The sequence below is a fragment of the Pseudomonas sp. KT_2_4 genome (assembly GCF_041410225.1).
Taxonomy (GTDB): domain Bacteria; phylum Pseudomonadota; class Gammaproteobacteria; order Pseudomonadales; family Pseudomonadaceae; genus Aquipseudomonas; species Aquipseudomonas paracarnis.
Window position 1 is genome coordinate 4306777 of record NZ_CP166962.1, and the last position, 11969, is coordinate 4318745.

11 protein-coding genes and 1 pseudogene are annotated in these 11969 nt (G+C 61.3%); 3 read left to right on the top strand and 9 right to left on the bottom strand.

The window, feature by feature from the left end; translation table 11 throughout:
* Nucleotides 1–124: 124 nt before the first annotated feature.
* Genes AB9N64_RS19835 through AB9N64_RS19860 form a run of 6 tightly spaced genes read right to left on the bottom strand, consistent with a single transcriptional unit; the run spans nt 125 to nt 4352 of the window.
* On the bottom strand, nt 125–1795 hold the full coding sequence (locus AB9N64_RS19835; RefSeq protein WP_014716601.1) for an acyl-CoA synthetase family protein: 1671 nt from the start codon (nt 1793–1795) through the stop codon (nt 125–127).
* On the bottom strand, nt 1792–2337 hold the full coding sequence (locus tag AB9N64_RS19840; RefSeq protein ID WP_014716602.1) for a membrane protein: 546 nt from the start codon (nt 2335–2337) through the stop codon (nt 1792–1794). The genes AB9N64_RS19835 and AB9N64_RS19840 overlap by 4 nt, the downstream gene beginning before the upstream one ends.
* The gene (locus tag AB9N64_RS19845; RefSeq protein ID WP_003187949.1) at nt 2334–2588 is read right to left on the bottom strand and encodes an acyl carrier protein; all 255 of its coding nucleotides are present in this window, start codon (nt 2586–2588) and stop codon (nt 2334–2336) included. The genes AB9N64_RS19840 and AB9N64_RS19845 overlap by 4 nt, the downstream gene beginning before the upstream one ends.
* 9 nt (nt 2589–2597) lie before the next feature.
* A complete protein-coding gene (locus AB9N64_RS19850) occupies nt 2598–2867 on the bottom strand; it encodes a phosphopantetheine-binding protein (protein WP_032904077.1) in 270 nt (89 codons plus the stop codon).
* Complete coding sequence (locus tag AB9N64_RS19855; protein ID WP_032904076.1) at nt 2845–3657, bottom strand: 1-acyl-sn-glycerol-3-phosphate acyltransferase; 813 nt, start codon at nt 3655–3657, stop codon at nt 2845–2847. Before AB9N64_RS19855 ends, AB9N64_RS19850 begins: the two co-directional genes overlap by 23 nt.
* Nucleotides 3633–4352: a beta-ketoacyl synthase chain length factor gene (locus AB9N64_RS19860; protein WP_014716605.1), complete on the bottom strand. Its 720-nt coding sequence runs from the start codon at nt 4350–4352 to the stop codon at nt 3633–3635. Before AB9N64_RS19860 ends, AB9N64_RS19855 begins: the two co-directional genes overlap by 25 nt.
* Before the next feature lie 316 nt (nt 4353–4668).
* Here AB9N64_RS19860 and AB9N64_RS19865 point away from each other — a divergent pair, with 316 nt between their 5' ends.
* Nucleotides 4669–5439, top strand: coding sequence for a ParA family protein (locus tag AB9N64_RS19865; protein WP_020301660.1), 771 nt, complete (start codon nt 4669–4671; stop codon nt 5437–5439).
* 485 nt (nt 5440–5924) lie between these two features.
* A pseudogene (locus AB9N64_RS19870) lies at nt 5925–6142 on the top strand (DUF6124 family protein).
* Between the two features lie 131 nt (nt 6143–6273).
* On the opposite strand, the gene trxC reads toward AB9N64_RS19870, so the two are convergent.
* The gene (gene trxC, locus AB9N64_RS19875) at nt 6274–6708 is read right to left on the bottom strand and encodes a thioredoxin TrxC (RefSeq protein ID WP_201913802.1); all 435 of its coding nucleotides are present in this window, start codon (nt 6706–6708) and stop codon (nt 6274–6276) included.
* Between the two features lie 81 nt (nt 6709–6789).
* Between trxC and AB9N64_RS19880 the strand changes: the two genes are divergently transcribed.
* Nucleotides 6790–7014 carry a hypothetical protein gene (locus AB9N64_RS19880; RefSeq protein ID WP_032904074.1) on the top strand — a complete coding sequence of 75 codons (225 nt, stop codon included), beginning with the start codon at nt 6790–6792 and terminating at the stop codon, nt 7012–7014.
* Between the two features lie 41 nt (nt 7015–7055).
* Here the strand turns inward: AB9N64_RS19880 and selO are convergent, their stop codons facing one another.
* Both selO and mscK read right to left on the bottom strand, forming a co-directional pair.
* Nucleotides 7056–8519, bottom strand: coding sequence for a protein adenylyltransferase SelO (selO, locus tag AB9N64_RS19885; protein WP_371359630.1), 1464 nt, complete (start codon nt 8517–8519; stop codon nt 7056–7058).
* A gap of 48 nt (nt 8520–8567) precedes the next feature.
* Complete coding sequence (mscK, locus tag AB9N64_RS19890) at nt 8568–11951, bottom strand: mechanosensitive channel MscK (protein ID WP_014716611.1); 3384 nt, start codon at nt 11949–11951, stop codon at nt 8568–8570.
* Nucleotides 11952–11969 lie beyond the last annotated feature (18 nt).

Sequence of the window (11969 nt, forward strand, 5' to 3'; positions counted from 1 at the left end):
CCGCCTGCATCGCAGGCAAGCCAGCTCCCACATTGGATTTGCTGTGCACACAAGATTGTTGGCCGACACTGATCCAGTGTGGGAGCGGGTTTGCCCGCGATTGAGCACGAAGTGCTCACCCGGCTTATGCATGCGCGGCCTCCAGCACGATCCGCCCGCTTGAGCACGCCGCAACCCCATTGCGATAGGCGAAGTACAGTTTGCTACGCTCCCGATCAAAGCGCAGGTGCAGTTCGATGTGATCGCCCGGGCGCACCAGTTGCTGGAACTTGAGCACTTCCATGCCGGCGAACCGGGTTGGCAGGTCGAGCAATTGCTGGCCCAGGTTGAACGCCCATTCCACCTGCACCACCCCCGGCAATACCGGCGTGACCGGGAAGTGCCCGCTGAAATAGGCCAGGTCCGGTGGGATGCTCAGTTGCAAGGTCCATTCACCTTCGGTTTCGACTTGCGCCAACACCTCTGGGCCCTTGGGGCGAGGCGCCAGCAACAAGGCTTCGACATCGGCCTGAGGTAGCTTGCCCTGGCTGTTCAGCGGCAGTTGGCGCAGCAAGCGCCAGCGGCGCGGCAAGGCCAGGGCCTCGCAATGTTGGCTCAAGTGCTGGCGCAAGGTTTGGGTGAGCGTGCGGCGGCCCTGGTTGCGCAGGGCATGCAAGCCATCGCTGCTGAGCACCACCAGCGCGCCGAGGGAGGCGCGGTTTTCCTGCACCACGCCCAAGCGGGTTTCGGCGACCCACGGGTGGGTCATCAACGCCTGTTCGAGCATCGGCAGGGAGATGCGTTTCTCTTCCAGCTTGACGATACGGTCCAGGCGGCCCAGCAACTCAAAACGGCCATCGGCATGGATGCGTGCAGCGTCGGCAGTCTGTTCGATGTGCCCTTCGGGCAGGTATTTTGATGCGATACGCAGAGCGCCGTCGGCATCCTGGCTCAGTTGTACATCGGCAAACGGCTGCCAGGGTTGCGCACCCTGGCGCCAGGCGATGCCGCCGGTTTCCGAGCTGCCGAGGATTTCCGTCGGCCATTGCTGTAAACGGTCGTAGAGGCTGCCGGCAGCTTCAATCGGCAATGCACCGCCGGAGGAAAACACTCGCGCAACCTGGCTCAGTGCCGGCCAGTCGAGGTTGTCGCCCATGCGCTTGAGCAACGCCGGGCTGGCCACCCAGGCAAATTGCCGGTGCTCACGGCTGGCGCGCTGCATGTCTTCGGGGAACGCCAGTTGCTTGCGCACAAAGGTGCGGCCAGCACACAGCGGCCACAGCACGCGAAACAGCAAGCCGTAGATATGCTGGGTGGCGACACTGCCGATGATGCAGGCGTCCTTGAGGTCTTTGCCCCACAGGGCCTCCAGCGCCTCTACTTCATTGGCCAACTGGCGCAGGGACTTGTCGATGCGCTTGGGCTCGCCGCTGGAGCCGGAGGTGCACAGGCTCAGTTGGCAAGTGTCCAGGTCGAGGGCGGCGGCGCTCAAGGGCACTTGATACAGCGCGTCCAGGTCGCTGGCTTCGACCAGCCAGGCATCCACGGCGTCGGTCCAGCGTTGGCGCGTCTGGGGTTGCAGGTCGGCGGGCAGCAGCACGCTCGCGCCTGCGCGCCAGGCGCCCAGCAGCGCAATCGCCAGCAGCCCGGCGTCTTCCAGGTGCACGGCCAGGCGCCGGATACCCCGGGCTTGCAGGCCCGCCGCCAGGCTCAGCGACTGCTCCCACAGTTGCGCGTGGTTCATGAGGGGCTCGGTGGTCACCCCGCGATCTTGCAGTGGCTCAAGCAGCAAATGCTCAAGTTTCAACCCTTTCATACGCGGCCTCGAACCCTTTGTCGTACCAGCCATTCCACGGCAAACAACAGCCCCATCAGCCCGTAGGCGATCAGGCCGTTGTACAACGTCCACCAGCTCAGCGGCGCCCACAGGGTGAGCGCGGCGGCGAGCAGGCCATTACAGAGAAAAAACACACTCCACACCAGGGTGACCCGGCGGGTATACACCACCGCGTGGGGCGGCAGGTGCGGGTCGGTCATGCGTGCCAGGCGCTCGACCATCGGCGGGCCGTATTTCAGGCTCAGGCCGAACAGCGCCAGCATGAATCCGCTGACCAGGCTCGGGTACCAGCGCAGCCACTGCGGGTTATCGAACCATGCCAGTGCCAGGCAAAACACGATCACCACCACCGCCATCCAACGGCTGCCCGGGCGCCGCGCAGCGGTGAGCGCGCGCAACAGCCACAGGCTGCCCAGCAGCAAGCCGAACTGCCAGGGTGCAAAATGCTCGGTGCCGTAATACACGGCGAAGGGGTACAGCAGCCCCGCCAATAACAGGCCAAGGCCGATCAGCCGGCTCATGCGGCGGGCTGGACCAGACGGTACACCGCCTCTACCACGTCGTTCACCGTGCGTACCGCCTTGAACTCTTCGGCGGCGATTTTCTTGCCGGTCTGGCGCTTGATGTGGTCGATCAGGTCCACGGCGTCGATGCTGTCGATTTCCAGGTCCTGGTACAGGTTGGCGTCGAGGGTGACGCGTTCCGGGGGCAGTTCAAACAGTTCCACCAAGGCGTCGCGCAGGGTGTTGAAGATATCGTCACGAGTTTGCATGGTACGGTCTCAAGCTGCCTGTCGGGCCGTGACGAATGCCGCAAGGCTGGCCACGTTGGTGAAGTGATTGCGGGTGTCCTTGGCGTCGGCATCGATTTTGATGCCGTATTTTTTCTGAATCGCCAGGCCCAATTCCAGCGCATCGACCGAATCCAGGCCCAGGCCTTCGCCAAACAGGGTCTGGTCGCTGCCAATGTCGTCGACGCTGATGTCTTCCAGGCCCAGGGCCTCGATGATCAGCGTCTTTATGTCGTGCTCAAGGCGGTGTTGGTCGCTCATCTTCGGCGAGCTCCTTAATGAAATAGTGATGCAGGTGATCGTTGAGCTTGCGTGAAGCCTGGGGCGCGGCGCCGAGCGCGGCGAACGCTTGTGGTTCTATATCGGCCCCCACGCGCAAACTGAAGTGAAATCGACGGTGGGGAATGCGATACCAGGGTTCGGCCTTGGTCAGCGTGGTGGGGCTGACCTTGATCACCACTGGCGTGATGATTGTCGCACCACGCAGCGCAATGGCCGCGCCGCCGCGATGAAAGGCCGGCGCCGCGCCCGGCGTGGTGCGGGTGCCTTCGGGAAAGATGATCAGCGTCTGGCCGGCGCGCAGGGCGTCGGCTGCGGCATCGAGCATGTCGGCACTGCCGTCATTGCTGATATAGCCGGCATCGCGCACCGGGCTGCGGGTGAACGGGTTCTGGAACAGGCTCTGCTTGACCACGCAGTTGGTCTGGCGCATCAGGCCGATCAGGAACACCACGTCGATCAGCGACGGGTGGTTGGCGACGATCATCTGGCCAGGGCGGCCAAGCTTTTCGGCACCCTCGACGCTGTACGTGAGAATGCCCAGGCCCTTCATCAGGCGAATGAAAAACCAGAACAGGCAACTGATGGTGTGGCGTGCGCGCCGTTGGTGCTGGCTGGCGTCGCCCGGCAGGCAACTGAGCAACGGAAATACCAGCAAACGCAGGCACAGCCCGCCGATGCCAAACAGGCAAAAGCTGAGGGCCGTGGCGAACAGGCGCCAATAATAGGCCTGCCGTGGCTTGTGGGTCAGGGCTTGCGTTGCCAGTTCCATACTCGGTTCTTCCAGGCATGTTGGCAGGCGCCCTGTTCGGTCAGCAGGGTGCGCAGCAGGTTCAGGGCGTGGGGCCACTGGGTTTGAGTGAGTTGGACAGTGCCGGTGGTGAGTTCCAGTTGCCACTCGTCGCCCGGCGTGAGCAACAGGCCGAGGGCGTAGGGGAAGGGCACATCCCTAATCCAGCTGGCGTAGGCGTGGGGCGGTTGTTCTTCGGTGATCACCAGCAATACGGCGGCGGCGCCTTCGTTGAGCAACGCGGCGGCTTCGAGCAGGCCGTGTTCGAGGCCATCGCCGGCGGCGGCGAGGGCGGTCATCTCGCTGGTTTCATTGCGCAGGATCGACCACAGGCCAATCACCGCGTTATGCACCGACAGGCTGAACTGAGTAGGCGACAGCGGCTGCTCGTTGGCCAGGTCACTGAGGATGTCCAGGGTGCGCGGGGTTTCGCCGTGGCGGGAAATAAACACCAGCGGCAGGTCTTCAAGGCCCTCGGCCAGCGGCCAGCCGACGCTGAACGCCATGCGCGCCAGCCGGCTCAGACGGCGGCGCTGCATGGCTGGCAAAAATGACACATCGGGGGACGCTTCGCTGACAGGCGGCAACACCGGGTCCCGGCACCAGGCGTACCAGTCGTCCGCACTCGCAAGGCCAGGAGCCCAGGCGCGCCATTGGGCGATGTTGAAGTTGATCACTGAGAAGTTATCCCGCCCCTGCGGGCTTCCATGTGCGGCCAATGGCCCCGGATTCCGGGACAGGGAGCAATGGCCGTATGGCGCGCATTATCCCGGTGCCGTGGAGTTCTAGCAAATAGTGGTGAAAGTTTGTTCACTATTGATCACAAATAAGTTGGAAGAATTTGCAGATTATCGGCGATCAAAGGCCGGACTCGATCGTTACGCGGTTTCCATTCATTTGTGAGCCAGACAGCGCGCAAGGATGAACGAGGTAGCTAACCGGCGCTTTTGCGCTCTACACTCGGGGGATTCATTGATACACGGAGGTTTTTCCATGCGGCGCGTGGTGTTCAATCAAAAAGGCGGTGTGGGCAAGTCCAGCATCGCCTGCAACCTGGCGGCGGTCAGCGCCAGTGAAGGTTATCGAACCCTGTTGGTGGACCTCGATGCACAGGCCAACTCAACCCAGTACCTCACCGGGCTGACGGGTGACGACATCCCCATGGGGATCGCGGATTTTTTCAAGCAGACGCTGTCTTCCGGGCCGTTTTCGAAGAAGAACAAGGTAGACATCTACGAAACGCCGTTCGACAACCTGCACGTGATCACCGCCACCGCCGAGCTGGCAGACCTGCAGCCCAAGCTCGAAGCCAAGCACAAAATCAACAAGCTGCGAAAGCTGCTGGATGAGCTGAGCGAGGATTACGACCGCATTTACCTGGATACGCCTCCGGCCTTGAACTTCTATGCGGTTTCGGCGCTGATTGCCGCTGATCGGGTGCTGATCCCCTTCGACTGCGACAGCTTCTCGCGCCAGGCTTTGTATGGCCTGCTAGCAGAGATCGAAGAATTGAAGGACGACCATAACGAAGGCCTGGAAGTGGAAGGCATCGTGGTCAACCAATTCCAGGCACGGGCGAGCCTGCCGCAACAGATTCTCGATGAGTTGATTGCCGAAGGGCTGCCGGTACTGCCGGTGTACCTGGCCAGCTCCGTGCGTATGCGCGAGTCGCACCAGGAGAGCAAGCCGCTGATTCATCTGGACCCACGGCATAAGCTGACGCAGCAGTTTGTGGAGTTGCATAACTTACTTGAGAACGCCTGACCCCACAGGCAACACCGAACACTGTGGGAGCCGGGCTTGCCCGAGATGAGGGCGGCACATTGAGTCAATGTGTCGCCTGGAACACCGTTATCGCAGGCAAGCCAGCTCCCACAGTTTGGATTGCATGTCGGCAGGTGAGTTGGATTTGTCCCACAAGGTATGTAGGAAGGGGCTGGCAATTGGGCTTGTGCCTTGTAACCTTGCCTACAGCTACGCCAGAATCCGCCGGCTTGTGCGTCTGGATGGGCGTCTCTAAGGTTTGCCGGTCGCTGAATGTTCAGTGATCGGGTTTAGTAGCCCGACCGACCAAAGCATGTGCACCTGCTCCAAAAGCATGGCGTTTATCGCCTATCTGATGGTGGCTGTGCGCAGGGCACCTTCGGGTGCGCCGGTCTTTGCTTTGTTCCCCGGTCTACTAACCTGCGTACAGCTGCCACCCTTCGTTTAGTAGCGAAACGGTAGTGGCCCTATCAGGGAACAAATGCATGTCTATCCGTCTTTTCAATGTTTCACCCAACCTCCCCACCGAACCCTCGTACTCAACAGCTACGAAACCTTCTCCTCAGTGCGCACCTTGCTGCTCAACCTGTCCAACGACCTCACCGGCGAACACCGCGACGTAGCGCTGGCCATCCACCAGTTAAGCGAACTGGGCGTCATGCTGGTCAGCCAGATGATGGACCACGAAGCCCCGCTGACCTAACGCATGAAATGCATCTAATGTGGGAGCTGGCTTGCCTGCGATGGCATCACCTCGGTGTACCAGGCAGACCGAGTCGCCTGCATCGCAGGCAAGCCAGCTCCCACATTGACCGAGTTGATGGAGGGGGATGTTTACACCCCCTGGCTACGCAACCAACTCATCAACTGCGGCAACGGAAACGCCCCACTCTGGCGCGCCACTTCGCGGCCGTTCTTGAACAGGATCAAGCTGGGAATCGAGCGAATCCCCAGCTGAGCCGACAGCTGCTGGTTAGCCTCACTGTCCAGCTTCGCCAGCCGGCACTTGCCTTCCAACTGCCCGGCGGCCTGTTCGAATATCGGAGCAAACGACTTGCACGGCCCGCACCAGTCGGCCCACACATCGACCAGCAGCGGCAGGTCGCCCTTGATCTGGTTGGCATAGTCACCCTGTTTCAAATCAAAGGGTTTGTTCAGCAACACCGACTGCTTGCAGCGCCCGCACTTGGGCGCATCACCCAGGCGTTCGCCGGGGATGCGGTTGAGGCCGTTGCAATGAGGGCAGGGGATTACAAGAGATTCGGACATCGGGGGCTCCTTGGGGGCGGCTATTGGCTTCAATCTGGTGTCGGCGACGCGGTTTATCAACACGCGAAAAAAGGACAAAGCATGAACCACGCTCTAAAACTGGCCATTGAACATTGGCCTTACGTTGCAACGCTGCTGCGCAAACCCCAAACCGAGGATGATTATGGCGTCCTGGTCGAGGCGATTGATGAGCTGCTCGATATCACAGGAGAAGATGAAGACCATCCAATGAGTGGGCTACTTGACATCATTTCTGACTGGGTGGAGGCCTATGATCTGGAGCATCAGCGTATGCCTCAGATCTGATGAGCCTACTCACCGCAGAATAATCCGACCGTCTTTAGGACTTACGACGAACAACTAATCTCCAAATGCTTGCCCCAATCCGGCGGTCGTTGCGCGTACTGCTCCATCCCCGCTTGTTCCTCAAACGGTCTGGTCAGCACGTCATGCAGCCGCCGCACTTCGCTGTAGTCGCCTGATTCGGCGGCGGCGATGGCGTTTTGGGCCAGGTAGTTGCGCAGGATATATAGCGGGTTGACCGCGTGCATGCGCTCACGGCGCTGTTCCTGGGTGTAATCCCCGTCCCGCGCCACGCGGGGCTTGTACTGCTCGGCCCAGGCGTCGAACCCGGCCAGGTCGACAAAGTCATCACGTAGCCGCGCCACGGCCAGAGCAGCGGGTTCATCGCCCAGATGGCGCAAGAACAGCGTGTAGTCCACGCCGCTGTTCTGCATCAGCTTGAGCAAGCGCTCCACCAACTGCTGGTCGGCGTCTTCGGCGGTGGTCAGGCCCAGGCGGCGGCGCATCAAGTCCAGGTAGTGCGCTTGGTACAGCGGCAGGTACAGGCCGAGGGCTTCTTTGAGTGCGTCAACGCTGATAAACGGCGTGAGCGCCTGGGCCAAGGCGCTGAGGTTCCACTGCCCGATCGGCACCTGGTTGCTGAAGGAGTAGCGGCCTTCATGATCGGAATGGTTGCAGATGAAGTGCGCGTCAAAATCATCGAGAAACGCGAAGGGCCCGAAGTCGAAGGTAATGCCCAGGATCGACATGTTGTCGGTGTTCATCACGCCGTGGCAAAAACCATAAGCCTGCCACTTGGCGATCATTTCGGCGTTGCGCTCGACGATCTCGCGGAACATCGCCAGGTAAGGCTCGGGTTGCTCGCGGCATTCGGGGTAGTGCAGGTTCAGCACGTGCTCGGCCAGTTCGGCCTGTTGCTCAGGCTTCTTGGTGTAATAGAAATATTCGAAGTGCCCGAAGCGAATATGGCTGTGGGCCAGGCGTAAAACCATCGCCCCGCGTTCCTGTTTCTCCCGCCATACCGGCGTGCTGGAACCGATCACGCACAGGGCGCGGCTGGTGGGGATGCCTAGCGCATGCAGGGCCTCGGAGGCGAGGAATTCACGAATCGAAGAGCGCAACACCGCCCGCCCGTCGCCCATGCGCGAGTAAGGCGTCATCCCGGCGCCCTTGAGGTGTAAATCCCAATGCTCGCCGGCCTCGTTATAGACCTCGCCCAGCAATAACCCGCGGCCATCGCCCAACTGCGGGGTGTAGCCGCCGAATTGATGCCCGGAATACACCATCGCCCGTGGCTCGGCTTCGGCCCACAGTTTGTGGCCGCCAAACAGTTCGGCAAACACGGAGGTTTCGGCCACGGCCGGGTCGAGGTCGAGCAGCGCCATGGCGGCCTTGCTCGCTACCACCAGGCGCGGTTCGTCCAGGGGTTCGGGCAGAACGTGGGTTGAGAACGCATCGCCCAGGCGTGCGAAGCGATTGTCGAAGGTCAGTTCGTCGAGGGCTTTCACCGGCCATCTCCAGCAGAATGTCCGAGCATTCTGCTGGGGATAGGGCATTTAGTCGAGTTTGCTGGGTGGCGGCTCCGGCGCATCCACCACTTTGCCCGCAGGTGGCTCTGGGGCGTCGGGCTGGTCGACGGGCTGCACGATGGTCTTGCGCTCATCCTCGGCCGGCACCAGTTTGTATTCCTGGCCGTGGAGGTTTTTCAGGTAGATCTCCATCTGCCGGAACGAGATGTTGATGTGCTGTTTCTTGAACTCACGGTTGATAAAGCGGTTGACCTCGTCGAGCACCGGGTTGCGGTCGCCCAGGTCGCGCACGTGCATGCGCAGCTCGTGGTCCAGTGTGCTTTCGCCGAAGTTGAGGAAGTACACATGGGGTTCCGGTTCTTTCAGGACCCGAGGGTTTTCCCGAGCGGCTTTCAGTAACAGTTCCTTCACCAGGTCGAGGTCGGAGCCGTAGTCCACGCCGAGTTTGAGGGTCACCCGAGTGATGGTGTCGGTCAGCGACCAGTTGATCAACTGCCCGGTAATGAAGGTCTTGTTGGGGACAATGATGTCTTTATTGTCGAAGTCGGTAATGGTGGTGGCACGAATACGGATCTTGCTCACCGTACCCGACAGGTTGCCGATGGTAATGGTGTCGCCGATGCGCACCGGGCGTTCGAACAAAATCATGATGCCGGAGATGAAGTTGGCGAAGATCTCCTGCATGCCGAAACCCAGGCCCACCGACAGCGCGGCCACCAGCCATTGCAGCTTGTCCCAACTCACACCGAGGGTGGAAAGGGTGGTGACAAAACCCACGCCGGCAATGATGTAGGACAGTAAGGTGGTGGTGGCGTAGGCACTGCCTTGGGCCAGGTCGAGCTTGGACAGCACCAGCACTTCCAGCAGGCCGGGCAGGTTGCGCGCCAGGGCGAAGGTGATACCGATGATAATCGACGCCCCCAGCAGGTCGCCGATGCTGATGGGCACCATGCTGATATTCGCACCGGTACCGCTGGTGTATTCGTACAGCGTGACGTTGTCCAGGTAGGAAAATACCGAGATCAGGTCCGACCACACCCAATACAACGCCGCGATAAAGCCGCCGAGCAGGGCCAGGCGGATCAGGCGCATGGACTGTTCGTTGACCTGCTCGATGTCCAGGGTCGGCTCTTCGATCACCGCTTCGCCGTCACCGGCCTCCTTGGCTGCCTGGCGTTTGGCCAGGGCGCGGGCGTAGGCCAGGCGCCGTGCGGCAACACCCAGGCCGCGCACGAAGGTGGCTTCGATCACCAGCCAGAACATCAGCAGGTACAGGGTGTTGATCAGCCGGTCACTGAGTTTCAGCGCGGTGTAGTAATAGCCAAAGCACACGGCAATAAACAGCGCGATGGGCAGGGCGGTGAACACCACGCCGATTGCTTTGCGAAACAACGAGGCCTTTTCATGGGTTGGGCTGTTCAGCAGCAGGCGGCCCAGCAGCCAGGCCATCAGCCCGTAGCAGGTCAGCACCACGGCGATACCCAACACGTCGTCAGCCAGCGCGGCCGGTTGATGTTCGGCAATTGCGACCACGGCCACCAACGCCAGTACCACCAGCCCGAGCTTGCGTATCCAGCCTTGCAGGAATTCGACCTGCGGCCTCTCCCAGCGAAAGTGCAGCTCCGCCACGCCGCCCGGCGCGAGGATGCGGTAGGCGGTGTAGAACACCAGCCAGGCTTGGGCGATCTGCAGCAAGGCCGCGCCCAGGTTGGCGTTTTGCCCGCGGGCGTCGATCTGCAACGCGTAGCCGCACAGCGCCAGGCCCAGGGCCACGGGCATCGCCAGCAGGATGTTGATCAGGATGGCCTGCGGCGTATGCCACTGGCTGTCGCGCTTGAAGTGGCCGATGTCTTGGTGAACCTTTTTCAGGCGCACATACAGCGCATTGCGCCGCCACAGCAGCGCGCCGATCAGCAACAGCAACGGCAGGAACAGCAGCGGGCGTTGGGTCAGGCCGTCATACAGCTCACTGACGCTGGACGCCCAGGGCAGGGTGGTGACCTGTTTGCTCAGATGCGCCGGTACGGTTTCCAGCCATTCAGTGTCCAGCGGCTTGTTGCTGGGGATCCAGAACATTTGCTCATCGAGCGTGGCGCGCAGGGTGCTGGCGGTGCTGAGCAGTTGTTTCTGGTTCAGTTGCAGGGTGATGGATTCGTTGAGCAGTGCGCTCAGTTCGCGGCTCAGGCGTTCCAGCAGGTCGCTGCGGGTGATCGCCACTTCCAGCAGGGTGCGGCGCAGTTGCGGGGTGACTTCATCTGGCGGCTGGTTGGCCAGCAGGTTGTCCACATAGGCGCTGGGGGAGGTGATCAGCTCTCGCTGTTGGTTGACCTCGAACTGGTACAGGCGAATGTTGGCGATGTCGTCGGCCAGGTCTTTGTCCACGGTCAGACGCGGCAGGGCCTGCTTTTGTTTATAGAGAATCTTGGACAGCAGCAGGCTGCCCTTGAGCACGTTGATCTGCTCGTCCAGGGCCGAATCGCTTTGGGTCACGGTGTCCAGTTGCTGCTTGGTCTGCAGGTTTTTCTGGGTCAGGTCGTTGAGGCGGTCGGTGCTTTTGAGCAGGTAGTCGGACAGCTTCAGGTTGTCTGCGCTTTCCTTGGCCAGGATGCTGCTGCCCCCGGCTTTCTGCGCTTCGATGGACTGTTGGGTCACCGTCTGCTGGGACTGGGCCAGGCGTTTCTGGTTGATCAGGGTTTGCAGGTCCTGGATTTCCTGCTCCAGGCGTGCGGTTTTTTCCTGGATCAGGTCATGCTGGCTGTTGCCCAAATCTTGCAGCTGGCTGTTGCCGGCCAATTCCTGGCGGCGCAGGGGAATCAAGGCATTCAGGGCCGCCAGTTCGGCGTTGAGCTGGTTGCGCTGGTCGCTGCTGAGGGGCTTGCCGTTGTCTTTGCCAAGCTTGAGCGTCGCGTTGATTTGCTGGATGCGCGTCTGGCTGCTGCTGATTTCGGTCTGAGCGCGCTCGGGGCGGGTCTGGGCGGCGATGGTCAGGCTGTTGGCGTCGGCCAGTTCTTTTTGCAGGTCGCCTTGCTGGGTGCTGCGTTGCACCAATAACTGCTCAAGCTGCGGCACCGGCAGGCTGGCGTAGCGTTGGGCCACCGGAATGATTTTGGTGGCCTTGAGGCGCGCCAGCTCACGCTGGTTCTCATTGGTCTGGCGCGGGGCCTCTTCCAGCTGGCGCTTGAGGTCGGCCAGGCGCTGCTCGTAGTCCTGCTGATTGCCCAAGTAGGTCAGGGTCTGTTGCAGGGTCGCCTGCAGCGCCTTCATGTCGGCGTCAGGCAGCTTGCGGTCGGGCAGTTTATCCAGGCTTTGCTGGACGGCTTCGGCGCTGGGCGGGTCGGCGGCATATACGCTGCCAACACAAAGGGTCAGGCCCAGCAGGGCAGTGGCGAGAAAAGTACGCAGGGTTGGCATAGAGACCGGTCTTGCAAA